At 60.3% G+C, this 23104-nt stretch carries 18 protein-coding genes; 13 read left to right on the plus strand and 5 right to left on the minus strand.

The window, feature by feature from the left end; translation table 11 throughout:
- Positions 1-18 precede the first annotated feature (18 nt).
- Genes QK293_RS22490 through QK293_RS22500 form a run of 3 tightly spaced genes read right to left on the minus strand, consistent with a single transcriptional unit; the run spans position 19 to position 4169 of the window.
- Positions 19-480 carry a curlin gene (locus QK293_RS22490; protein ID WP_282381205.1) on the minus strand — a complete coding sequence of 154 codons (462 nt, stop codon included), beginning with the start codon at positions 478-480 and terminating at the stop codon, positions 19-21.
- 60 nt (positions 481-540) lie between these two features.
- Positions 541-2787: an Ig-like domain-containing protein gene (locus QK293_RS22495; RefSeq protein ID WP_282381207.1), complete on the minus strand. Its 2247-nt coding sequence runs from the start codon at positions 2785-2787 to the stop codon at positions 541-543.
- 35 nt (positions 2788-2822) lie between these two features.
- Positions 2823-4169 (minus strand): hypothetical protein, encoded by a 1347-nt coding sequence (locus QK293_RS22500; RefSeq protein WP_282381209.1) that lies wholly within the window; start codon positions 4167-4169, stop codon positions 2823-2825.
- 277 nt (positions 4170-4446) lie between these two features.
- Here QK293_RS22500 and QK293_RS22505 point away from each other — a divergent pair, with 277 nt between their 5' ends.
- The 5 genes from QK293_RS22505 (at position 4447) to QK293_RS22525 (ending at position 12910) form a co-directional block, all read left to right on the plus strand.
- Positions 4447-5895, plus strand: coding sequence for a HAMP domain-containing sensor histidine kinase (locus tag QK293_RS22505; protein ID WP_282381211.1), 1449 nt, complete (start codon positions 4447-4449; stop codon positions 5893-5895).
- 183 nt (positions 5896-6078) lie between these two features.
- Positions 6079-8883: a multicopper oxidase domain-containing protein gene (locus QK293_RS22510; RefSeq protein ID WP_282381213.1), complete on the plus strand. Its 2805-nt coding sequence runs from the start codon at positions 6079-6081 to the stop codon at positions 8881-8883.
- A gap of 17 nt (positions 8884-8900) precedes the next feature.
- A complete protein-coding gene (locus QK293_RS22515) occupies positions 8901-9911 on the plus strand; it encodes an SCO family protein (RefSeq protein WP_282381215.1) in 1011 nt (336 codons plus the stop codon).
- 103 nt (positions 9912-10014) lie between these two features.
- Positions 10015-11511: an ATP-binding protein gene (locus QK293_RS22520; RefSeq protein WP_282381217.1), complete on the plus strand. Its 1497-nt coding sequence runs from the start codon at positions 10015-10017 to the stop codon at positions 11509-11511.
- Complete coding sequence (locus QK293_RS22525; protein WP_282381219.1) at positions 11480-12910, plus strand: sigma-54 dependent transcriptional regulator; 1431 nt, start codon at positions 11480-11482, stop codon at positions 12908-12910. Before QK293_RS22520 ends, QK293_RS22525 begins: the two co-directional genes overlap by 32 nt.
- Positions 12911-12912: 2 nt before the next feature.
- On the opposite strand, the gene QK293_RS22530 is transcribed toward QK293_RS22525, so the two are convergent.
- Positions 12913-13299: a hypothetical protein gene (locus tag QK293_RS22530; RefSeq protein WP_282381221.1), complete on the minus strand. Its 387-nt coding sequence runs from the start codon at positions 13297-13299 to the stop codon at positions 12913-12915.
- A 179-nt stretch (positions 13300-13478) separates the two neighbouring features.
- Here QK293_RS22530 and QK293_RS22535 point away from each other — a divergent pair, with 179 nt between their 5' ends.
- Positions 13479-14324 (plus strand): class I SAM-dependent methyltransferase, encoded by an 846-nt coding sequence (locus QK293_RS22535; protein ID WP_282381223.1) that lies wholly within the window; start codon positions 13479-13481, stop codon positions 14322-14324.
- On the opposite strand, the gene QK293_RS22540 is transcribed toward QK293_RS22535, so the two are convergent.
- Complete coding sequence (locus QK293_RS22540; RefSeq protein ID WP_282381225.1) at positions 14305-14613, minus strand: addiction module antidote protein; 309 nt, start codon at positions 14611-14613, stop codon at positions 14305-14307. The two genes, QK293_RS22535 and QK293_RS22540, sit on opposite strands and share 20 nt — an antisense overlap.
- Before the next feature lie 240 nt (positions 14614-14853).
- On the opposite strand from QK293_RS22540, the gene QK293_RS22545 reads away from it, so the two are divergent.
- The 7 genes from QK293_RS22545 to QK293_RS22575 form a co-directional block, all read left to right on the plus strand.
- Complete coding sequence (locus tag QK293_RS22545) at positions 14854-15522, plus strand: ABC transporter ATP-binding protein (RefSeq protein WP_282381227.1); 669 nt, start codon at positions 14854-14856, stop codon at positions 15520-15522.
- Between the two features lies 1 nt (position 15523).
- On the plus strand, positions 15524-17995 hold the full coding sequence (locus QK293_RS22550) for an FtsX-like permease family protein (RefSeq protein WP_282381241.1): 2472 nt from the start codon (positions 15524-15526) through the stop codon (positions 17993-17995).
- Complete coding sequence (locus tag QK293_RS22555) at positions 17985-19049, plus strand: lipocalin-like domain-containing protein (RefSeq protein ID WP_282381229.1); 1065 nt, start codon at positions 17985-17987, stop codon at positions 19047-19049. The genes QK293_RS22550 and QK293_RS22555 overlap by 11 nt, the downstream gene beginning before the upstream one ends.
- Positions 19050-19111: 62 nt before the next feature.
- A complete protein-coding gene (locus tag QK293_RS22560) occupies positions 19112-19354 on the plus strand; it encodes a hypothetical protein (RefSeq protein ID WP_282381232.1) in 243 nt (80 codons plus the stop codon).
- Between the two features lie 11 nt (positions 19355-19365).
- Positions 19366-19533, plus strand: a complete 168-nt coding sequence (locus QK293_RS22565) for a hypothetical protein (RefSeq protein ID WP_170206238.1) — start codon at positions 19366-19368, stop codon at positions 19531-19533.
- A 797-nt stretch (positions 19534-20330) separates the two neighbouring features.
- Complete coding sequence (locus QK293_RS22570; protein WP_282381237.1) at positions 20331-22037, plus strand: ShlB/FhaC/HecB family hemolysin secretion/activation protein; 1707 nt, start codon at positions 20331-20333, stop codon at positions 22035-22037.
- Positions 22038-22062: 25 nt separating this feature from the next.
- A partial coding sequence (locus tag QK293_RS22575; RefSeq protein ID WP_282381239.1) for a filamentous hemagglutinin N-terminal domain-containing protein occupies positions 22063-23104 on the plus strand: 1042 nt, incomplete at its 3' end.

Genomic DNA, 23104 nt, shown 5'->3' on the forward strand with positions numbered 1-23104 from the left:
TCCAAATGGTGCAGTGCTTTAGCGGTATTGTTTGACCGAAACGCTCATGCCATTTCCGGACTGGGTCACGGCGCTTGAAAGCCCCGTACCGGCCTGGTCGATGCTGGCGTCGTTGTTGTTGCCGTTCTGGGAAATCTGCGCGCGGTTGTGGCTGCCGGTCTGAGTGATCGAGGCGGCGTTGCCGGAACCTTGCTGGGTGATCATTGCCATCAGGTCGCTGCCTTGTTGCAGGATGTAGGCTTCCTGATTACTGCCCGACTGGACGATGCGACCGAGCAGCGACTGGCCGTTCTGTTGCAGCAGCGCAACGTTGGCCTGGCCGTTCTGATCGATCAGTGCTTGCTGGCCAATCGGTGGTGGTAACTCGCCGAGGTCGGCGCCGGGGGCCAGGTCGTCGTTCTCCATCAAATCGTCGGCGCGCACGCCCGCACTGCTGCAGAGCAGAAGCAGGCAGAGCAGGGCGGCGGTCGACGTTTTCATGGCGGCGTCCTTTAGGAAGAGGCCGGCCCCACCCACCGAATCGGCGGGTGGGGCAAGGGCTCAGTTGGAGATCACCGACACCGTGCGCACGGTGCCCTGGGACGAGCGGATGGTCGCCGTCGGATTAGCCGACGGAATCACCGTGGTGCTGTTGCTCACCGTCAACCGCCAGCGCCCGGTCACCGGCACCGTGGTGGTGCCCAGGGTTACCAGCCCGGTCGGGGTGGTGACCTGCACGGTGATGGTGTTACCGGTGGTCACCGATGAGGTGCCCGCAAAGTCCCAGGTGAAGCGGTTATTGGAGCGGGCCGACACCGTTGCCGTGGTCACCGCAAAAGTTTCCGCAGCAGGCCTTGGCGAGACTTGCACCGTGACCGTGGCCGGTGACGTCGACAGGGCGCCGAAGCTGTCCCGGGCGATGTAGGTGAAGGTCGTGGTGAAGGCCGTCGTGACCGTGGCCGGTGGGGTGTAGGTGATCACCGTGCCGTTGCTGCTGACGGTGCCGCGACCTGCCGGTGGTTGGGTGAAACTGGCGACGGCCAGAGGCACGTTGCCTTCCGGATCGGTGTCGTTGGCCAGCACGTTGATCGGAACCGCCACGCCCAGGGTTGCGATGCTGTCGGCGACCGCCGCCGGAGACTGGTTAGGCGCAACGGTAATGGTCACGGTCGCCGCAGCGGTCGAGGCCAGGCCTTTGACGTCTTGAGCCTTGTAGGTGAAGGTCGTGGTCAGCGGTGCATTGACCACGGCGGGCGGGGTATAGACCACCGATGCCGCTCCGTTCAATGCCACCGTGCCTTGGCCGGCGGCCGGTTGGGTCAGCGCGGTAATGCTCAGTGGCGTGTTGCCGTCCGGGTCACTGTCGTTGGCCAACAGGTTGAGGGTGATGGGCACCCCGAAGCTGGTGCTGCCGGTATCGGCAACGGTCATCGGCGCCTGGTTCTCGCCGGTATCCGGTGCGGTCCCGACAACTACGACGAGCTCGGTATCGCTGCCGCCCGCCGCGGATTTGACCGTGACGCTGGCCGGTGGCTGAGTCAGGTCGGCGATGGTCAGGCGTTGCAAGGTGCCGGATTTCGACAGACGTCCGTAACCCTGCGCGACCATGTCTGGCACTGCCACTTCGTCAGTGGAGGTCGCCTCGATCAGCAGGCTGTGATTGCTCCAGTTGTAGTGAGCAGTCTGGATTTTCACCACGTCAGTGAGCTTGCTCGATACCGCCGTAGGGCGAGTGGTACCGGCCGGGTTGGTGGCGGTGAGCACCACGACCGGAGGCACGAGGCCGCTGAACAGACGCTGGCCGAAGTACAACCCTGTGCCGTCACCCACCATGTTGGTCAGGCATGGCGTAGGCGGTGGGCCTGGCACAAGGGCGACGGTTTCGCGGAAGCACAAGGTAGAGCTGTTGTCCGCTTTGCCAAAGACTTCGACCCGGGTGCTGGTACCGGTGCCCGAGGCAGTGCGGCGGTAGGTTGCACGGCTAAGGTCTATATGGGTTTGCGCACGATTGTCGAGGACTTTGCCGGCCAGTGTGAACAGGTTGCTCTCGATCGTCCCGGCCGGGCCCTGGATGCGCACAAAGTTGGTGTTGTTGGGGCTGCCGGTGACTTGTTCGGTGAGGTTCGGGTCGCCGACGAAGGTTTCGATCGCGCCGGTGTCCGGGTTCACTTCGGTGTAGGGGCCGTTGACGCTGCGCAGGAAGGGTCCGATAGCACCGTTCAATGCCCCGTTGAAAACTCCCGGCACACCGACGCCGATGTCTCTGGTGAGGTTGATTGCGCGACGACCGGGGGTGGTGACGTTGACCGTTTCCACGCCATAAGGGTGAGTGATGGTGTAGGTCCCGGCGACGGGCACATTGATCCGCATGCGAATCCGCGCAAAGCTGATTTGATCGCCATCGAGCGGATTCCCGCCGGCAAAAGCTGCTTCTATCCCGGCCACGTAGGCGTCCATTCCATAGCCAGCGGCATTGTTGGGAATGTTCGTCCCGGCGAGGAACCAGAAGGCTTCGTCTGGCCAGTTATCCGGGAACACCATCGGCAGGGTGTCGTCGAAAATGCCCGGTGCCGGCAGCAGGGTGCACATGTAGGCCGGTGGCGTGGCAGCCGGTACCCGCGAACTGGTGGCTCGGGATTGGCACAGTTCCATCGACAGCAGATTGTTGTCCTGATACCAGATCGGGAATTTCCCCGAGGCAAAGGTATAAGGACCTGGGTCGACGGCAGCGAGTTGCGCGTAAGCACTGCCGGACAGCGATAGAGTCAGTCCCAAGGCGTTAAGTGCCAGGCGTGGCCAATTGTTCATGATGCCTCCTGATGAGGATCTGGGCATGTGAGCGTTCATTGCACGATGACCACTTCTTCGGTATCGCTGCCGCCATTGGATGACGTCACCCGAACTTTGGCCGGCGGAATAGGTGAGATGCCGGTGGCCAGGCTTTTCACCGCGCCGTCGCCACTGAGGGCGCCGATGGCGACACCCGTGCCAGAGGTGGCAGTGAGCACCGGTGGCGAAGTTTCGTCGCTGGTCGAGGCCACGACCGTTATTTGCCCGGTGCTGAGGCTGTACTCGACACGTGAAATCACCACCATGTCAGTCAGGGGCATGGGTAAGGTGGTCGGCGTGCTGCCAGCGATGGCCAGGTGGTTGTCGGCGGTCACTTGCAAAGTGCTCGGCAAGCTCGGGTTGGTCGAAGACTGCGCGTACCAGTTGCCGGTGGTGTCGGCCTCGGAAAAGTTCAACAGGGGGTTGTTGCTGTCCAGGGTCACTTTGGCCGGTGGCGGCGGGGCCAGGACGAACACGTCTTGCTGGGCCACCGGAGCGCTGGCGCCGGGTTTACGCGAGTAGGTGCTGCGCTGGGCGATCATGGGTGTCGGCCGGGCCACGGTCGACAACTTGCCGGAGATGGCCATCACCGTAGTGCGCAAATCCAGCCCGTTGGGTCCTTCAATGCGGATGTAGTTGGTATTGAAAGGGCTGCCGGTGAAGGCTTCCACCACGTTCGGATCGCCGACGAATTGCTCGGCTGAGCCGGTGATCGGATTGGTTTCGGTGTAGGGCCCGTTGACGCTGCGCAGGAACGGTCCAATGTCACCTTTGAGCGCGCCGTCGTAGGTCTTCGGCACGCCAATGCCGATGTCTCGGGTCATGTTGATCGCCCTCCGGCCTGGAGTGTCGACGTTGAAGACATCGACGCCGTAGGGGTGGGTAATGACGTAGGTGCCCGCGGTCGGTATATCGATACGCATGCGTATGCGGGCGAAGCTGATCTGGTCACCTTCGACGGGGTCGCCACCGCTGAAGGCGGCTTCAACGGCGCTGACATAGGTCAGGTCGATACCTCGGGCTGCGTCGACGATGGTGCCGTCGCCGGTGAACCAGAACGCCTCATCGGGGAAGTTGGTCGGGAAGACGAGCGGTTGTGTGTCGTCGAAAACCCCGGGAGCCGGCAGCAAATTGCACATGTACGACGGCGCGCCCGGTGCGCTGGGCACTCGCGAGCTGACGGCCTTGGACAGGCAAAGGTCGAGGGTTCGACCGTGAGTATCCTGATACCAGGCGGCGAACGAGCCGTTGGCGGGTACATAGGGGCCGGGGTCTACGGCAAAAAGCGCCGCTTGTGCGACGCTTTGGGCCAGTGCGCTAACGACCAGGGCGGCCGCGGTTTTGGACAGTAAAGGGTGCATGAGTTAAGCCCTCTATCAAAATGCCTGCCCATGGAGACGGGTCAGTTGAGAGGTCGTTCGGCAACTTCCATACCAACCGGCGAATTACGGCCGGCAGAGGCCCGAGTCAGGGCGTGTCACGCACTAACGGCTTCAGATTGCGGGTTTTGGGAACGGGCCACTGTCCCCAGCATTGGGGGTAGATGGGGATAAGGGGAAGTGGAGGGACAAGACCCAACGTCAGGCAAACGGCCATGAGTGGGCTATAACCCTATAGGGGAATCGCCGGGATACGTCCATGGACATGCTTACTAAAACACTCCAGTACGAGGAGGGTGATATTCACCTGCGCTCGCGCAAGCCACCGTTCAATTTACTGCGCTGGTTTTCGCTCATCAGCCTGGCGGTGATTGGCACGGTGGCGGTGGCGTTGGGGGCGGTGTCCACCCGGTTCGTGATTACCGAGAGCGTGCAGCGCGATGCATTGTTGACGTCCCAGTTCATTCAGGCGATTGCCTCGGCCGAGGTGCGTCATGTGTCGATTCCTAACGTACGGACCATGGGTGAACTGCTCGATCCGCGCAAAGACAAGGACTTTTCCGACGTCGACCCGCTGGCCCGAGCCGATGCCCGAGGCGAATTCCTCGACCATATCCAGCACTTGCCGGACGTGATCCTGGCCAACATCTACGCCCCCGACCGCAGGGTGATCTGGTCGACCAACCCGGCGTTAATGGGCACTACGATCCATGCCGACGAAGACTTGGATCAAGCCTTTGCTTCCAAAATTCCGGTGTCGGCCAGTTATCACGATGTGGACAAGAACCGCATGGAACAGAAGTTCGTGACGCCCCCGGAATACATCTTCATCGAGAACTACATTCCGCTGTTCGATGCCGACGGCGACAAAGTCACGGCGATGGTCGAGATCTACAAGGAACCCAAGGACCTGATCAGCCGCATGGAGCGCGGTCTGGTCCTGATCTGGCTGGCCACTGCACTGGGCGGCGGGCTGATCTTTCTGGGGCTGTACTGGATCGTACGCCGGGCGGCCATTCTGCTGGCAGCGCAACAAAAGCAACTGATCACCAACGAAACCTTTGTCGCCCTGGGCGAGATGTCGTCGGCGGTGGCCCACAGTTTGCGTAATCCGCTGGCGACCATCCGCTCCAGTGCCGAACTGACGCTGGAATTCGACAGCGGCCCGGCCCACAAGAACATCAACGACATCATCGGCCAGGTGGATCGCATGTCGAAGTGGGTGAGGGAGCTGCTGCAGTCCTTGCGCCCGCTCAACGACGAGGCTGAGCCTGTGAATCTGGTGGCGGCGCTGCATGACAGTCTGATGGCTTTCGAGCACCAAATCGAAAAAGCCTCGGTCCACGTGGTGTTCGACCCGCAGCTGACGCCGATGGTCTTGAGCCAGCAGGTGCAGTTGACGCAGATCCTCAACAGTTTGCTGGCCAATGCACTGGAAGCCATGGACAAGGGCGGCACGTTGACCATCACGCTGGAGCCGACCGATTCCCATGGCATCAGCGTGGTGGTGAGCGACACCGGCAAAGGCATGAACGAAGAACAGCGCAGCATGGCCTTCCGGCCGTTTTTCACCACCAAGCAAGGCGGGCTCGGCGTCGGGCTGGTTTTGGTCAAGCGGATTATGGAGCGGTTCGGCGGTACGGTGACCCTGGAAAGCCGTGAAGGCGAGGGCACGAGTGTCCGTCTATCGTTCAATTTGGTCCCCTGAAAACGGGGGTAAACTTTCCCCGTTAGCGGGTGCCATTCCCCAGTCGTTTCCCCGGTCATGGCAAATTGATGTTGATAAGCCATTGTTTTATTAGTCTTAATGCTTTTGTACAAAACCGTTACAAATCTGGCGAGGTCCTTGCACGAGCCCCATTACCCCTTCACGACTTTGAGGCGGCTGGTAATGGACAGAAAAGCGCGGTATCCGTTCAAATGGTTCGACCTGACGCGTGTGAGCGTCCTTCTGTCTATGACGCTAGGCACAGCGACTCTACAGGCCAGCCCGATCGACGATGAGCGACAGCCCGAACCGTCCGACCCCTCGGCGTACCACGACGAACCGGCTGACAAAGCAGGCGCCTTGAACGCTATTTTGACCATGCCCCCGGCTAACCTGGATTCCTTCGATTTGCCGGGTGGCGTCAAAGGCACCCGAAAAACCCCGCTCCAGGAAAACATCCTGCCGCCAGCGCTACAGACCAGTTTCAATTACCCTAGTAACGGGAAACCCAGCCCACTGTACGGTGCGCTGCCGTTCACTCAGCCGCTGATGCTGTTCGAAGAATTCGGTCTGGAAAAACTCGACCCCACGACACCGGCGGCACTGTTGCCGTTTCCACCCGCCGCCATCGGTCCGCTACCGCAACAAGACCCCACCAGCGTCGCTCGCAGTGCCCCGCCAAGTGCGGCGCTCGACGCGTTCTTGCGTCAACCGGGCTTGACCCCGTTCCCGAGCCAGTATTCCAACGTGGTCGACCGCAACCCTTGGCAGAAGCAGATTGAATTTTTCCTCAACCGCCGTATCGGCTCGTCGGCGGAAGGCCGTCCGCCAGGAAAAGGCTGGTCGCACCAGCGCTGGAACGAGTTTTACCCGCAGGTGGCCTACAAGACCGTGCAAACCGGCGCACGGGTGAATACCGGTTTGCGTGACAGTCGTCAGATGCACCGCTATGCAATGGGCGAGTTTGGCCCCAATGGCCTCTATTACAATGTGGCAGGCGTGCCGGCGACCGCTGGCACCGCCAAGGGCGTTGAACCGCGTTTGCACCCGAAAATGCCGGTGCAGAAACACAATTCCCTGTGGACCTTCGACGGCACCCTGCCGCCCAAATTGCTCATGGTGCGTTATGGGCAACCACTGTTGATGCGCCATTACAACGGCTTGCCGATCGACCCGTCGGCGAACATGGGGTTTGGCTTGCACACCATCACCACCCACGAACACAACGGCCACGTGCCGGCGGAAAGCGACGGTTATGCCAACGCGTTTTTCTTTCCGGGGCAATTTTACGACTATCGCTGGCCGATCCAGTTGGCGGGCTACGACAGCATCAACACCACGGCTGCAGACCCGCGTGCAGCGTTTCCGTGCTCGCCGGGCGAAACCCTGTGGACCAACGACCTCAACCCCAGCCGCAAGACCTGCAACAACGGCACGATCAAGATCCGCGGCGACTGGCGCGAAACCATGAGCACCCACTGGTTCCACGACCACATGCTCGATTTCACCGCACAGAATGTCTACAAGGGCAACGCGGCGGCGATGAACTACTACAGCGCCCTGGACCGCGGCAATGAATCGGTGAATGACGGCGTCAACCTGCGCCTCCCCAGCGGCAGCGCCTTGCCCTGGGGTAACCGCGACTACGACGTCAACCTGATGTTTTCGGACAAGGCGTGGGATAAGAACGGTCAACTGTGGTTCAACCCCTTCAACACTGACGGCTTCCTCGGTGACCAGGTGCTGGTCAACTGGAAGTGGAAACCGACCCTGGATGTGCGCGCCCGCAGCTATCGCTTGCGCATGCTCAATGGTTCCGTGTCGCGCTACTTCAAACTGGCGCTGGTGCGCGAGATCAAGGGCACCACCGGTGAGTTCCAAGGGCCTGCCGGGTCGGGCGTGTCGTATGCCCGGGTGCCGTTCCACATGATTGCCAACGACGGCAATATCATGGAACACAGCGTACCGTTCGACGGCAGCATGGACCTGGATGCCGACGGTGACAAACAGAACCACAACGCGATTTTGCCAACCCTGGGCATCGCCGAGCGTCACGACATCATCGTTAACTTCTCGAAAAACGGGATCAAACCGGGCGACAAGCTGTTCTTCGTCAACCTGCTGGTGCACGAAGACGGCAAGGGTCCGGAAGAACCCGTCGCCCTGGCTGACGTGCTGTCCGAGAAATACCGGGCGATCATCAAGCAAACCAGCAAGGGGCCAAAGTGGGAGGATGGTGATCCGGCGGTAGGCAAGGTGTTGCAACTCAACGTCAAGGCTTACACCGGTCAGGACCTGGCCATGGACCCGGCCGCTTATGAGCCGGCCAAACCGGGCAAGGCTGAAGGCCTGTTTATGATCCCGCTGAAGATTCACCGCGACAATGCTGCCGACAAGGCGCTGCTGGCCAAAGCCCGCCACCGCACCTTTACCTTCGGCCGTTCCGATGGCACCGATGAAGCGCCCTGGACGGTCAAGACCGACGGCGGTTTCGGGTATCGCATGGACCCGCGCCGCCTGAACGTTTCGACCAAACTGGCCAGCGGTCCGACCGACGCCGGCGTCACGGGTTTCGGCACGCTGGAAGTGTGGCTCATCAAGGGCAATGACACGGGCTGGGGCCACCCGGTGCACGTGCACTTCGAGGAAGGGATCATCCTCAGCCGTGGCGGCAAGCCACCACCGGAATGGGAAAAATGGGCACGCAAGGACGTGTATCGCGTCGGTTCGGAAAAGGATGGTACGGACAATGTCGAGATTGCGATCCAATTTCGCGAATTCGCCGGCACCTACATGGAGCATTGCCACAACACGCAACATGAGGACAACTCCATGTTGTTGCGGTGGGACATTGAGAAACCGGGGCAACTGCAGTTGATGCCGGTTCCGCTGCCGAGCTGGGATGGCGTGCGCTACGTGAACTCCGCCGCGCTGCCAACCTTCCGCACCGGCGACGGCCACGGCACCAAAGCAGAGGTCACACCATGATCCGCAGGGGAGCCGACATGACATCACGTACGCCGCGCTCCCGCGCCCTGGGCATGCACCTGATTTTGCCGCTGGTCACCTGTGTGCTGGCCGCTTGGCTGCTACTCGCTCATGAAGGTTCACCGTCGTCGACGGAATCGGCGACACCCTGGGGCGGCGATTACTTCCCCAACACCTTGCTGACCGATCAGGACGGTCGGCAGGTGCGTTTTTTCGATGACCTGATCAAGGGCAAAGTGGTGGTGATCAACTTCATCTTCACCACGTGCAGCGACTCCTGTCCGCTGGAAACCGCGCGCCTGCGCCAGGTGCAACAGTTGCTGGGGGACCGGGTCGGCCAAGACATCTTTTTCTACTCGATCAGCATCGACCCGTTGAGCGATACACCGCAAGTGCTCAAAGCCTACGCGCAGCGCTACAAGGTCGGGCCAGGCTGGCAGTTCCTCACCGGGGAGTTCGATGCCGTCACCGACCTGCGCAAAAAGCTCGGTCTGTTCATCGAAGGCGTCGACAACGGCCGCAGCAAGGATCACAACCTGAGCCTGATCGTCGGCAACCAGACCACAGGCCGCTGGATGAAAGCTTCGCCTTTCGAAAATCCGTGGATTCTGGCCGATCAGTTGGCCAACACGCTGCAGAACTGGAAACAGCCCAGCATTGAAGAAAGTTATGCCGATGCGCCCGAGATCCGTCCGCCGAGCAATGGCGAAGAGTTGTTTCGCACCCGTTGCGCGTCGTGCCACAGCCTGGGTCCGATGGACGGGCAGGGCATCGGCATGCGCAGCATCGGCCCGGACCTGATCGGCGTCACTCGCCAGCGTGATCCGGTATGGCTGAGTCGCTGGATTCGCGAGCCGGACCGCATGCTGGCGGAAAAGGACCCGATCGCGATGGAGCTGTTTGAACGTTTCGACAAAATCCCCATGCCCAACCTGCGTCTCGATGAGAACGCTGCGCAGTCAATTATGGGATTTTTGCAAGAAGAAACCGATCGTCAGCAACCGCTACAGGCAGCGCAAACGCAATAGCGGCGAAATACTATCATTGGCGCCGTCAGTCTCGATCAATGCCACCTACACTGATCCGACACACGGCTGAAAAGGCTTGATGCAAGGCATCCGGGAAGGTCCTATGCAGATACCAGGACAACAAAAAAAAGTACCTGCGCCGGTTACGTCGGCAGCAGTAGGCAAGGGCTGGCGAGGACAGTTCAATTTGCTGCGCTGGTTTTCCCTGGGCAGCTTTTTCATCATCGCCGCCGTGGCGCTGGGGTTGGGCTACATTTCCACGCGCTTCGTGGTCGACGAGAGCATCGAGCGCGATTCGATGCTGACCGCGCAGTTCATCCAGGCCATTGGTGATGCCGAAATTCGCCATGCCGCGATTGCCCCGAACAGAACCATGGGTGAAATGCTCGACCCGCGCCAGGACAACGCCTATCCCGACGTGAACCCAGCCTCCCGCGCGGCTTCGCGCATCGAGTTTCTCGATCATGTGAAGCATCTGCCGGACATTCTGTTGGCCACGGTGTACGCCCTGGACCGCACCGTGGTCTGGTCGACCAACCCGGAGCTGATTGGCGTGCGCATTCAAGATGACCAAGAACTGGACGAATCTTTCGAAATGAAGGCGCTAGTGTCCACCAGCTACCACGAAATCGATGAGGAGCGTCCCGAGCAGAGACTGCTGCGTGAGCCTGAATACCTGTTCATCGAGAACTACATCCCGATGTTCAATGCCGACAAGAGCAAAGTGATCGCCATGGTGGAGATCTACAAGGAACCCGTGGACCTGGTGGAACGCATTCAGCGCGGCTTCAAGTCTATCTGGCTGGCAACCTTGCTCGGCGGTCTGGCCATCTACCTCGGGCTGTTCTGGATTGTGCGGCGTGCGGCAAGGCTGCTGCAGAGCCAGCAGAAACAGCTGATCAACAATGAGACCTTTGTGGCGCTGGGGGAAATGTCCTCGGCAGTGGCTCACAGCTTGCGCAATCCGTTGGCCAACATTCGTTCCAGCGCCGAACTGGCTCAGGAAATCGCCAGTCAGAGCGCGCAGAAGAACATCGGCGACATCATCAGTCAGGTCGATCGCATGTCGCGCTGGGTTCGCGAGTTGCTGGTGTCATTGCGACCCATGAACGACGACTACGAAACGGTAGACCTGGTGCTGGTCATCGACGACACGCTGAGTGCGTTCGACGCGCTGATTAAACGCTCCAACGTCGAAGTGCGTTTCACACCTCACAGTTGTCCGCCGGTCGTCAGTCAACAGGTGCTGCTCACGCAAATTCTTAATAGCCTGTTTTCCAATGCCCTGGAAGCCATGCCCAAGGGCGGCGTGCTGAGTATCGATATCGGAACGCCGCAGCCCGGGAGTGTGCGCATGACCCTGAGTGATACCGGCAAGGGCATGACCCAACAGCAGCAACAAATGGCCTTCAAGCCGTTTTTCACCACCAAACAAGGAGGGTTGGGCGTGGGCCTGGCCCTGGTCAAAAGAATAATGGAGCGTTTCGAAGGCTCGGTCGAACTGACCAGCCGCGAGCAGGAAGGAACCCGGGTCTGTCTCAATTTTAAAGTGGCAACGGGAGGGGAATATGGAGCACAGCATTCTGCTGGTCGAGGATGACGAACTCCTCGCCGAGAATATTCAGACCTACCTGGAGCGCAAGGACTTCGAGGTGACGGTCTGCCACTCGGCTGAGGATGCACTGAAGCAATTGGGCACTTTTGTCCCTGACGTGGTGCTGACCGATAACTCGCTGCCGGGCATGAGCGGTCACGACCTGATCCAGAAGCTGCGCATCAGCGCGCCGGATCTGAAAGTGATCATGATGACCGGCTACGGCAACGTCGAAGACGCCGTGGTGGCGATGAAAGAGGGCGCTTTCCATTACGTCACCAAACCGGTGGCCTTGCCGGAGCTCAAACTGCTGCTGGACAAGGCCCTGGCCACCGACCGAATGGAACGCACGCTGTCGTTCTATCAGGAGCGCGAAGCGCAGAAGTCAGGGGTGCAGGCATTGATTGGCGAATCGGCACCGATGCAGTACCTCAAAAGCACCATTGGCCAGTTACTCGACGCCGAACGGCGCATGGCCAATACCGATCTGCCGCCGGTGTTGGTGGAAGGCGAGACCGGCACCGGCAAGGAACTGGTGGCCCGGGCGCTGCACTTCGATGGCCCGCGTGCCAAAGGCCCGTTCATCGAATTCAACTGCGCCTCGATTCCGTCCAACCTGGTGGAGTCGGAACTGTTCGGCCATGAGAAGGGCGCCTTCACCGACGCCAAGGACCGCCGCGTCGGGCTGGTGGAAGCGGCCGATGGCGGAACGCTGTTTCTCGATGAAGTCGGCGAGATGGACCTGTTGCTGCAGGCCAAACTGCTGAAGTTGCTGGAGGACCGGACCATCCGCCGGGTTGGCTCGGTGAAGGAGCGCAAGGTCGATTTGCGGGTGATCAGCGCCACCAACTGCAACCTCGAACACATGGTCCAGCAGGGTAAGTTCCGCCGCGACCTGTTCTTCCGTTTACGGATCATCTCGATCAAGGTGCCGCGCCTGTATGCCCGTGGCGAAGACATTCTGTTGCTGGCCCGGCACTTCCTGGCGACCCACGGCAAACGTTATGGCAAACCGAACCTGCATTTCAGCGACCAGGCCGAAGCGTTGATGCTCAGTTACAGCTGGCCGGGCAATGTGCGCGAGTTGCGTAACATGCTTGAGCAAACCGTGCTGCTGGCCCAGAGCGACACCATCGCCGCCCATCAGTTGAATGTGTGCCTGAGCCTGGTGGATGAGCCGCTGGTGTTTCAGCAAGAGCCGCAATACAGCGAGCCGCGTCCGGTCTACAACGGCACCGAGTCCATGAACCTGCCGGAAGTGGAGCGCGACATGGTGCGCAAGATGCTGGACAGGACCGACTGGAACGTCACCAAATCCGCACGACTGCTGGGCCTGAGCCGCGACATGCTGCGTTACCGGATCGAAAAACTCGGCCTCGCGCGCCCGGACAGACGCCAGTGGTAGGCCTATTGCATCACTGGCCCCTGACGGCTGAGGCACGCGAGCAGGCACGTGGGGTCGAGGACTTCTTCGTTCACGTAGACACCGTGTTCCTGATCGTAAGATCGGATGAACACGCGCACAGTGGCATCCGCTACCGTCGGCAATCTTGAGTCGTAGAACTCATGCTGGCTCGAGATGGGGATGAAATCTTGGGGGGCGGTCGGGATGTAGGACCCGGGGGGCTCCGTGCTCAGGGACGGAGGTACGGGGTGAGCAAAGGGTTGGTCGGCCCCGTAATAGTTGAACTCACTGCTGTAATCGCTAGTGGGGGTCAGGCTGTCGTCCGCGTGAGCACCGGTTGTGGCGGTCAGGCAGAGGGCGAACAGTAGCGTCAGATCGGTTTTTTTCATGGCGACACCTGCGAAATCGGTTGTTCCCGCATTTCCCCAAGGTCATTAACTATAGCTGCCGTACGGGGACGCGTTGGCGATGCCGGGATTACAAGATTTGAACAAAGACTCGATGGGGTTCTTCGAAACCCTGATCTAGACTCGTGCCGGTCAATCAAGATCCCAGTCTGGAGCGCGCAATGGAAATGCCGTCAAAAGAAAAAGCCATCGCCAGCAACCGCGATGCCTGGAATGATTCCGCCCGACACCACAAAGACACCCCTGAATGGCAGGCCCGTTTGACAGCTGTTGGTTATGGGGATTTTTGCTGTCTGGACGACACCCTCCGAAGTTTGCTGGAGCATGTGGGTGTCGACGGCAAGGACGTCGTCCAATTGGGCTGCAACAACGGGCGCGAAAGTATCTCGCTGTTTGCGTTGGGTGCCCACCGCGTCGTGGGCGTCGACCAGTCCGAGGCCTTCCTCGATCAGGCGCGTGAGCTGGCGTCACGCTCGCCCCATGCGCCTGAGTTCATCGAGGCTGATATTCATCATCTGCCGCTGGAGCTTCACAGCCGTTTCGACGTGGCGCTGATCACCATTGGCGTGTTGAACTGGATGCCGGACATCGCCGAATTCTTCCGCCATGTCGCACAAACCCTCAAGCCCGGTGGCAGCCTGGTGGTGTACGAAACCCACCCTTTCCTGGAAATGTTCGACCCCGAGTCAGCCGATCCGTATCGGCCGGACAGCTCGTACTTTCGCAGTGAACCCTTCGTGCAGGATCAGCCGATCGTCTACGAAGGCAAAGTCGACCAGCCGGCGCCTTCGTCCTACTGGTTCGTCCACACCCTGGGCGCCATCTTCACGGGGGCGATCGAGGCCGGATTGCAGATCAGCCACTTCAAGGAGTACCCGCATTCCAACCGCGAGGAACTCTATGATCGATATGAGCAGCAAACCGCGCAGCTGCCGTTGTGTTTTACGTGGGTGGCAGTGAAGCGAGCAGTCGAGTCAGAAGAGACTCTCAGTGAGTCGAGTGATTGATTAAATGACCCGGCTGCGCGCAGAGATCAATGCCAAGGGCATGTACGACCTTTAGAACCGTATCGAAACGTGGTTTTGCACCTGGTGCGAAGGCCTTGTACAGGCTTTCGCGGCCCATACCCGAATCCTTGGCAATCTGTGTCATTCCACGCGCTTTCACCACGTGGCCGATAGCGCGAAGAAATTCTTCGTTGTCGCCGTCTGCGAGCACTTGCGAAAGGTAATGGCTGATGGCTTCGTCACTGTCCAACAGAGTCGCGATATCGAAAGTAGTCAAAGTCTGGCTCATGTTTAAACCTCCTCGCCCGCCTGATGTCGGCGGTTTGCGGTTTGCGGTTTGCGGTTTGTTGAATAAGATAATTCATTGCTCAAATGTATCCATATGGATACAAATGAACAGTCAGACATTTCCTTGGTCATGTATGTTTTTTCCCTAAAGTGTGTGGGCTATGGGGTCTCTGAACCGGCCTATTCGCGGTACTGCTGCCGTCCGCTATCCTTGCTCCACGCACATCGAACGGTTTTCCCCATGCTATCGGTCCAAGGCGTCTTCAAAAGCTACGCCACTCCTCAGGGCCCATTACCGGTTCTGCAAGGTGTCGACCTCACCTTGAAACCCGGCAGCAGCCTGGCGCTGATGGGTGAGTCGGGCAGTGGCAAAAGCACTTTGCTGCACCTGATTGCCGGGCTGGACAAGGTCGATCGCGGCAGTATCCGCAGCGGCGAGCATCGGCTGGAACAGATGAACGAAGGGCAACTGGCGAACTGGCGGCGGACCGAAATCGGCCTGGTGTTTCAGCAGTTCAACCTGATCGGCAGTTTGCGCGTGGAGGACAATCTGGCCTTCCAGGCGCGACTGGCGGGGCGGCATGATCCGCGCTGGCAGGCGCATCTGGTGCACCGTCTGGGGTTGGCTGATTTGCTGCGGCGTTATCCGGAACAGCTGTCCGGCGGCCAGCAGCAACGGGTCGCTTTGGGCCGGGCCCTGGCGTCCCAGCCAAAACTGCTGCTGGCCGACGAACCCACCGGCAGCCTCGATGAAGCCACCAGCGATGAGGTCTTGACGCTATTACTGGAGTTGCTCGACGACAGTCCCACCACTTTATTGATGGTCACTCACAGCCCACGGGTTGCCGCGCGGCTTGCAGAAAAAGTGGTGCTCCACGGTGGCCGTCTGGCTGGCGCGGACGAGCGCTGAGGTGCGGGTCTTTCGCGAGACGCTGCGGGCGCTGCTCAGTCATTGGTGGCAGCATCCGGTGCAGTTTTTCAGTGTGCTGACCGGGCTCTGGCTCGCCACCAGCCTGCTGACCGGTGTGCAGGCGCTGAACAGCCAGGCGCGTGAAAGTTATGCCCGGGCCAGTCAGTTGATTGGCGGCGAACCCCAGGCCAGCCTCAGTGCGCCCAGTGGCGCGACCTTCTCCCAGCAAGTGTTTGTCGACCTGCGCCGTGCGGGTTGGCCGGTGTCGCCGGTCCTGCAAGGTCGGGTGACGCTCAAGGGGCATGACGACCAACGATTGCAGCTGATGGGGATCGAGCCGGTGTCGCTGCCCGCGGGTTCCGCAGTGGCCGGGCAGGCGTTGGCGATTGAGCAGATTGTCGAGTTTTTCAGCCCGCCGGGCAGTACCTGGATTTCGCCGCAGACGTTGCAGGCACTGGGTCTGCACGAGGGCGAACGCCCGGAGAGTTCGAGTGGTCAGGCCTTGCCGCCGCTGCATGCTCTGTCCGATATGGCGCCCGGTGTGTTGCTGGTGGACATCGGCTTCGCCCAGCAGATTCTCGGCCTGCCGGATCAGCTGTCGCGCCTGTTGCTGCCGAAGGGTTTCACCGCGACCCTGCCTGATCAATTCAAGGGACAACTGCAGTTCAAGACCAGCGACGAAGAGAACAATTTGTCGCGCCTGACCGAGAGTTTTCACTTGAACCTCGATGCTCTGGGTTTTCTGTCATTCGTGGTCGGCCTGTTCATCGTCCACGCTGCGATCGGCCTGGCGCTGGAACAACGCCGTGGCTTGCTCAGAACCCTGCGTGCCTGTGGCGTCAGTGCGCGAATGCTCATTACCTGTCTGGCGGTTGAACTGGGTGGCTTGGCGTTGATCGGCGGACTGGCCGGGGTCGCCAGCGGCTACCTGCTGGCCAGCGTGCTGTTGCCGGACGTCGCCGCCAGCCTGCGCGGGTTGTACGGTGCCGAAGTGGCGGGGCAGTTGAGCCTCAGTCCCTGGTGGTGGCTCAGCGGCGTCGGCCTGAGCCTGTTCGGTGCGTTGTTGGCCGGTGCCAACAGTTTGTTGCGGGCAGCGCGTTTGCCTTTGCTAGCCCTGGCCGATCCGCAAGCCTGGCATCAGGCTCACGCGCGCTGGTTGCGGCGCCAGGGTTGGGTCGCCGTGATTGCTGCGGTGGTCGCGCTGCTGGCGTTGATCTTTGGCGACAGCCTGAGCAGTGGATTCGTGCTGATGTCGGCACTGTTGATCGGCGCCGCACTGGCGTTGCCGGTGGTGCTCAACTGGGTGTTGAACCTGGTGCTGCATCGCAGTCGTTCGGTGCTCGGCCAATGGTTTCTCGCTGACTGCCGTCAGCAACTGCCGGCCCTGAGCCTGGCGCTGATGGCGCTGTTGTTGGCACTGGCGGCGAACATTGGTGCGGGCAGCATGACGGCCGGTTTTCGTCAGACCTTCAGCGATTGGCTCGAACAACGCCTGACCGCCGAACTGTACGTTAATCCGCGAAATCCGGCCCAGGCCAGAGCGCTGCAAACCTGGCTAAAGCAGCAACCCGGACTCACGGCAGTGCTGCCCAACTGGCAAGTGTCGATCCAGTTGCAAGGCTGGCCTGCGGAAGTCTTCGGCGTGATCGATCATCCGACGTATCGCCAGCATTGGCCGCTGCTGGAAGCCTTGGGCGACAACCCTTGGGACCGACTGGCCAAGGACGATGCTGTGATGATCAGCGAACAATTGGCCCGTCGGCTCAAGGTGCGCCTGGGCGATCACTTGACGATTCCCACACCGAACGGCGCCTGGTCGCCACGGATCGTCGGCATCTACGCCGATTACGGCAATCCCCAAGGCCACATCCTGGTCAACTTCAACCATCTGCTGCGCGGCTGGCCGCAGCTGACCCCGAGCCGTTTCAACCTGCGCATCGACCCGACGTTGATCCCCGCGTTCCTGACCGCGCTGCAATCCCGCTTCACGCTGGACGACAGCCGCATCGTCGACCAGGCCCGGCTAAAGGGTTGGTCCACGCAAGTGTTCGAACGCACCTTTGCCGCGACCGCCGCGCTCAACAGCCTGACCCTCTGCGTGGCGGGCGTGGCGCTGTTCATCAGCCTGTTGACCCAAAGTCAGAGCCGCCTCGGACAACTCGCCCCCCTGTGGGCGCTGGGTGTGACTCGCCGGCAATTGATGCTGCTCAATCTTGGGCAGACCTGGTTGCTGGCGGTGCTGACCCTGGTGCTGGCGTTGCCGTTGGGGATCGCGCTGGCGTGGTGCCTGGACACGGTGATCAACGTCCAGGCCTTCGGCTGGCGCTTGCCGCTGCGGGTGTTTCCGATGCAGCTGTTGCAGTTGATGGGGTTGGCGCTGCTGGCGACGTTACTGGCGTCGGCGTGGCCGCTGTACTCGCTGTATCGCTCGCAACCGGCGGATCTGTTGAGGTCCTTTGCTCATGAAGATTAAGGTCGGCGTGTTGCTATTGGCTTTGTTAGGCGGGTGCGATAACTCGGCGCCTGTTGAGAAAGGCTTCGCGGGTCTGGGCGATCAGGCCACCGCGTTTACGCCGGTGGTGCCCGGTCGGGTGTTCAGCTTTCCGGCGGATCACGGTCCTCATGATGGTTTTCGAATTGAGTGGTGGTACGTCACCGCCAATCTCAAGGACGATCAGGGTGGCGAGTTCGGCGCGCAGTGGACGCTGTTTCGCAGCGCCTTGAAAGCTACACCCGAGCAGCCTGGCTGGAGCAATCAAATTATCTGGCTTGGCCACGCGGCCGTGACCTCGGCGACGGTGCATCACGCCGCTGAGCGCTATGCCCGTGGTGGCGTGGGTCAGGCTGGTGTAAGTCTCGCGCCGTTCAACGCGTGGATCGATGATTGGCGTTTCAGCAGTCAGGGTTCCGATTCTTTGGCGGATCTTCAACTCAGCGCCCGGGACAAGAATTTTGGCTATCAACTGCGGCTGACCTCCACACGTCCTTTGGTGCTTCAGGGAGACAAAGGCTTCAGTCAGAAGTCCGAACAAGGGCAGGCGTCGTACTACTACAGCCAGCCGTTTTTTCAGGCCCGCGGCACGCTGGAAATCGACGGCAAAACGTATCAAGTCAGCGGCCCGGCCTGGCTCGACCGCGAGTGGAGCAGCCAACCCCTGACCGCCAACCAGACTGGCTGGGACTGGTTTTCCCTGCATCTGGACAGCGGCGAACAGGTGATGCTCTACCGCATGCGGCAGAAGGACGGCGCGCCATACCTCACTGGCACCTGGATCGACGCTCAGGGCCAGACACAGTTGCTGAACGCCGCCGACATCAGCCTCACACCGCAAGACACCGCCACAGTCGCCGGACGTTCGATGCCGGTGCGCTGGTCGATCAAAATTCCCGACAAACACCTCGACATCACGATCAGTGCCCTCAACCCCAATGCGTGGATGGCATTGCGCATTCCCTATTGGGAAGGTCCGGTGCGATTGAGCGGCAGCCACGGTGGGCAGGGTTATCTGGAAATGACCGGGTATTGAGTCGGAACTCTCGGTTGGGCGACAGCCTCCTAAGTTAAGACACCGGTACACAGGAGCCCGCCATGAGCGACGACCTCAAACCACCTGACCTTGCCTCCTGGCAGCGCCTGTTCGACGACAAGGCCTACTGGCAGCAGTCCCCCGACGCTCACTACACCGAACTGCTGCGGGTAGCCGATGACTTGCTGGGGCAGGGCGCCATCGACCTGGAACAGTGGCAAGCCTTGAAAGCCAAGGCCGATCAATCCCATAAAGACTCGCCTGCCGTGAACGTCGCCCATGAGGTTGACGATCCCGAAGCTTGAGGAGAACCCACATGAAACCGACAACCCCCACTGAGCACCCTGACGAACCTCGGCCACCGGGTGAAGTCGAGCGCGACAACGACGCCCTGCGCCCGACCGATCCGACCCGACGCAAGGAAAGCGGCAAGGGCACAGACAGCGGTGAATCCACCGCACAGGAAACGGCAAAAACGCCCTGATCAGCGCCTTTGCTTATCTGCACAGAGGGCGCTGGACTGGGGTTCAGCGTTCTTTCCGACCGCCATCAACATCGAAACCTGAAATTCAGAAGAAACTGAAGGATCTGAAAGCAGGGCAGAGCGTTGTGGTGACCTACACCGTTATATTGAAAATGACCCGTCATTACGACAGTTGAGTGTTAGCTCTATATATTTTTGTACAAGTTTTTGTACAAGAATAATCAGTTTTAATGGTCGACTTGGTTAATCTAAGTCGCTTGTTAAAAATAGTATTTGGGCCGACATTTAATCAATGTTGTTTCGATAAATTTCATGTTCATATACGCGGACATATTCGAAAACTTCAATTAATATACTTCCCGTTCGCCCAGTGTCAGGGCTCTTTACCAGTGCATGGATTGCCAGGCCATTCCACTGGGCGAACACCTTCTCGACGTGCGATACAATCGCGCCCAGCAGCACATCAAAGTCATCAACCTGAAACTGGCGTCAACGAGTGAGCGGCTTATAAGAATCGAGTGTTGGTTAAGTACGCGGTTGAGGCGCTACTTGAAATGCCGGTTGGAATATAAAAAAAACGGGCGATCTTAAGATCGCCCGTTTTTTTATCCTTTAAATCTGAGCCTGAATTGATTTTGCGGATTGGGGCGCTGACGGTGCTGACGGCGCGGATGCGTGGGATGCGTGGGATGCGTGGGATGCGTCGAGGGAGTCGAATAATTAATTGACGCCAGAATAGTGGCCATATAGCATTGCGCCACTATTTTGCTATCAGTCTCCATTTCGAGGGATCGAACATGTACCCACCCGCCCTCGTGGCGAGGTTGTGCCTGGCTTTGCTGTGCCTTTCTCCGCTAGATCTTGCTCACGCCGCTCCCACCCCCGGTGAAACCGATCTGATACGCGAACGTCAGGATCGCCTGCTCGAAGAGCAGCGTCGGCGTCTCGAAGAGCTCAAGGAATTGCCCGGCAAGGCCGCCAAACCCACGCAACCGACGGCCCCGGCCGACGCCCGTTGTTTTCCGATCAAGGGCATCGAACTCAAAGGCGCCGACAGTCTCTCCGAGAGCGAGAAAACTCGTCTGCTCAAGCCTTACATCGGCCAGTGCCTGGGTGTCACGCAGCTCAACGAGTTGCTGAAAGTCATCACCGACCACTACATCGAAAAAGGCTTGGTCACCAGCCGTGCCTACTTGCCGCAGCAGGATTTGTCCGGCGGGCATTTGAAGGTGCTGGTGGTCGAGGGGCGGCTTGAAGGTTTGAAGGGCGCAGACGACAGCAAGCTGTCGGACCGTGAACTGGCCATGGCGTTTCCCGGCAAGACCGGTGACCTGGTCAATTTGCGGGAAATCGAGCAACTGGTCGATCAACTGAACCGCTTGCCGTCGAACCAGGCGCAGATGGAGTTGACGCCGGGCAAGAACGTCGGTGGCAGCGAGGTGTTGGTCAAGAACACCCCGCAAAAGCCCTGGCGTGCCGGGTTGTCCCGCAGCAACGATGGCCAGCGCAGCACCGGCGAGCAGCAGTGGGGCACGACGTTTGATTGGGACAGCCCGCTCGGCCTGGCCGATCAGTTGATGCTGCGTGGTGGTCACGACGCGATAACCGATCACCAGCACACGTCCAACAACGCGCTGCTCTATTACAACCTGCCGTGGGGCTGGTGGAACGTCAGTTACACCTACAGCCAGAGCGAGTACCGCTCGCAAGCTCAAGCTAACGGCTTCAACTTCAAGCAGACCGGCGACAGCCAAAACCATCAGCTGCGCGCCGAACGAGTGATCCACCGCGATGCCGTGAGCAAGACCTCCCTCAGCACCGGGCTCTCGTACCTGCGCACCAACAATTTCATCGAAGACAGCAAGCTCAAGCTGAGCAGCAACCGCCTCAGCGAAGCACAGTTCGGCATCAATCACGGTCGACGGGTCGGCAGTGCGTTCGTCAACCTCGACCTCGGTATGCAGCAAGGCATCGGCGCGTTCGACGCCCAGAGCAATGGCCATCCTGGTCCCGGCGAACCGGACGCGCGCTACCGCAAGTACACCGCCACCGCGAGTTACCTGCAGCCGTTCAAGGTGTGGGGCGAGTCGTTCAGTTTTACCAGCCTGATGACCGGCCAGCGCAGCGAAGACGTGCTGTTCAGCCCGCAGCGCACCAGCCTCGGCGGGCAGTCGTCGATTCGCGGTTACAAGGACCAATCCTTGTCCGGCGACAGCGGCGGCTACTGGCGCAACGACCTGCGCTGGAACCGCCCGGTAACGCTGGAATGGCTGCGCCCGGTGTTCGCCGAATACGGCACCAGCCTCGGCTACGACCAGGGCGTGATTCGGGGCGACCGCTACAACGGCGATCAACACGGACGCATGTCGAGCAACTCGGCAGAGCTGTTTGCGCGCGGTCAGCAGGTGGCCGCCAGCGTGACGTTTGCCCATTCCCTGGAACGCCCGGACACCCTGACCGAGCGCGAAGCGCCGATCTATTTCCGCGTGGATGTCTTCCTCTAAATTCTGCTTTAAACGAGATTCGATCATGGACGTTCGCCAACTGGCCTTTCTGGCCAGCCAACCTGCTGCTGCCGTAAAAACCCGTGAACACTTCTGGGGCATGCCCAAGCGAGGATTGGCGTTCCTGTTGGCCAACGTCATGTTCTGGCAGCCGATGTGGGCCCAGGCCGAGGGCATCGTCGTGGCGACGCCGGGCACCAGTCTCGGTCAGGCGGGTAATGGCGTGCCGATCGTCAACATCGCCACGCCCAATGGCAGCGGCCTGTCGCATAACCAGTTCCACGAATACAACGTCAGCGCCCAAGGGGTCATCCTCAACAACGGTTCGACCCAGACCTTGGCCACGCAGTTGGGCGGCCTCATTATTGGCAACCCGCACCTGAAAAACAGCGGTGCGGCGCAGACGATCCTCAACGAAGTCATCGGCGGTAGCCCCAGCCAGTTGCGCGGTTACACCGAAGTGGCGGGACAGTCGGCGCGCGTGATCGTCGCCAACCCGTATGGCATCAGTTGCAACGGTTGCGGTTTCATCAACACCCCGCGCGTGACCCTGACCACCGGCAAACCCGTGCTCGACGGCGGCGGTCGTCTGGATCGTTTCCAGGTCGATCAGGGCAGTGTCTCCATCGAGGGGACGGGCCTTGATGCCAGCCGTGTCGACCGCTTCGAAATCATCACCCGCAGCGCGAAAATCAACGCTGAAATCCACGCGAAAAACCTGACCCTCATTGCCGGTCGCAACGACGTCAACGCCGACAATCTCAACGCCACCGCCCGCGCCGACGACGGCAGCGCCAAGCCGCAATTGGCTATCGACTCCTCGGCCTTGGGTGGCATGTACGCCGGGGCGATCAAACTGGTCGGCACCGAAGCCGGGGTCGGCGTGAAGCTGGCCGGCAACCTGGCCGCCAGTGCCGGGGATATTCAGATCGACGTCAACGGCCACCTGAGCATGGTCAAAGCTACCGCCAGCAATGTCGTCGACATCAAAGCCAGAAGCCTCGATGCCCAAGGACCGGTGTACGCCGGAACGCAATTGGCCGTGCAGACTGCCGAAGACCTGGTCA

It is taken from the genome of Pseudomonas sp. AL03 (assembly GCF_029960815.1).
In the GTDB taxonomy this organism is placed as follows: Bacteria; Pseudomonadota; Gammaproteobacteria; order Pseudomonadales; family Pseudomonadaceae; genus Aquipseudomonas.

Coding starts and splice junctions, on each gene's coding strand:
- QK293_RS22565 (WP_170206238.1), top strand. CDS start 19,366: ATGAAACCGACAACCCCCACTGAGCACCCTGACGAACCTCGGCCACCG.
- QK293_RS22540 (WP_282381225.1), bottom strand. CDS start 14,613: ATGAGCCAGACTTTGACTACTTTCGATATCGCGACTCTGTTGGACAGT.
- QK293_RS22535 (WP_282381223.1), top strand. CDS start 13,479: ATGGAAATGCCGTCAAAAGAAAAAGCCATCGCCAGCAACCGCGATGCC.
- QK293_RS22495 (WP_282381207.1), bottom strand. CDS start 2,787: ATGAACAATTGGCCACGCCTGGCACTTAACGCCTTGGGACTGACTCTA.
- QK293_RS22505 (WP_282381211.1), top strand. CDS start 4,447: ATGGACATGCTTACTAAAACACTCCAGTACGAGGAGGGTGATATTCAC.
- QK293_RS22490 (WP_282381205.1), bottom strand. CDS start 480: ATGAAAACGTCGACCGCCGCCCTGCTCTGCCTGCTTCTGCTCTGCAGC.
- QK293_RS22570 (WP_282381237.1), top strand. CDS start 20,331: ATGTACCCACCCGCCCTCGTGGCGAGGTTGTGCCTGGCTTTGCTGTGC.
- QK293_RS22555 (WP_282381229.1), top strand. CDS start 17,985: ATGAAGATTAAGGTCGGCGTGTTGCTATTGGCTTTGTTAGGCGGGTGC.
- QK293_RS22510 (WP_282381213.1), top strand. CDS start 6,079: ATGGACAGAAAAGCGCGGTATCCGTTCAAATGGTTCGACCTGACGCGT.
- QK293_RS22560 (WP_282381232.1), top strand. CDS start 19,112: ATGAGCGACGACCTCAAACCACCTGACCTTGCCTCCTGGCAGCGCCTG.
- QK293_RS22525 (WP_282381219.1), top strand. CDS start 11,480: ATGGAGCACAGCATTCTGCTGGTCGAGGATGACGAACTCCTCGCCGAG.
- QK293_RS22530 (WP_282381221.1), bottom strand. CDS start 13,299: ATGAAAAAAACCGATCTGACGCTACTGTTCGCCCTCTGCCTGACCGCC.
- QK293_RS22545 (WP_282381227.1), top strand. CDS start 14,854: ATGCTATCGGTCCAAGGCGTCTTCAAAAGCTACGCCACTCCTCAGGGC.
- QK293_RS22500 (WP_282381209.1), bottom strand. CDS start 4,169: ATGCACCCTTTACTGTCCAAAACCGCGGCCGCCCTGGTCGTTAGCGCA.
- QK293_RS22515 (WP_282381215.1), top strand. CDS start 8,901: ATGACATCACGTACGCCGCGCTCCCGCGCCCTGGGCATGCACCTGATT.
- QK293_RS22520 (WP_282381217.1), top strand. CDS start 10,015: ATGCAGATACCAGGACAACAAAAAAAAGTACCTGCGCCGGTTACGTCG.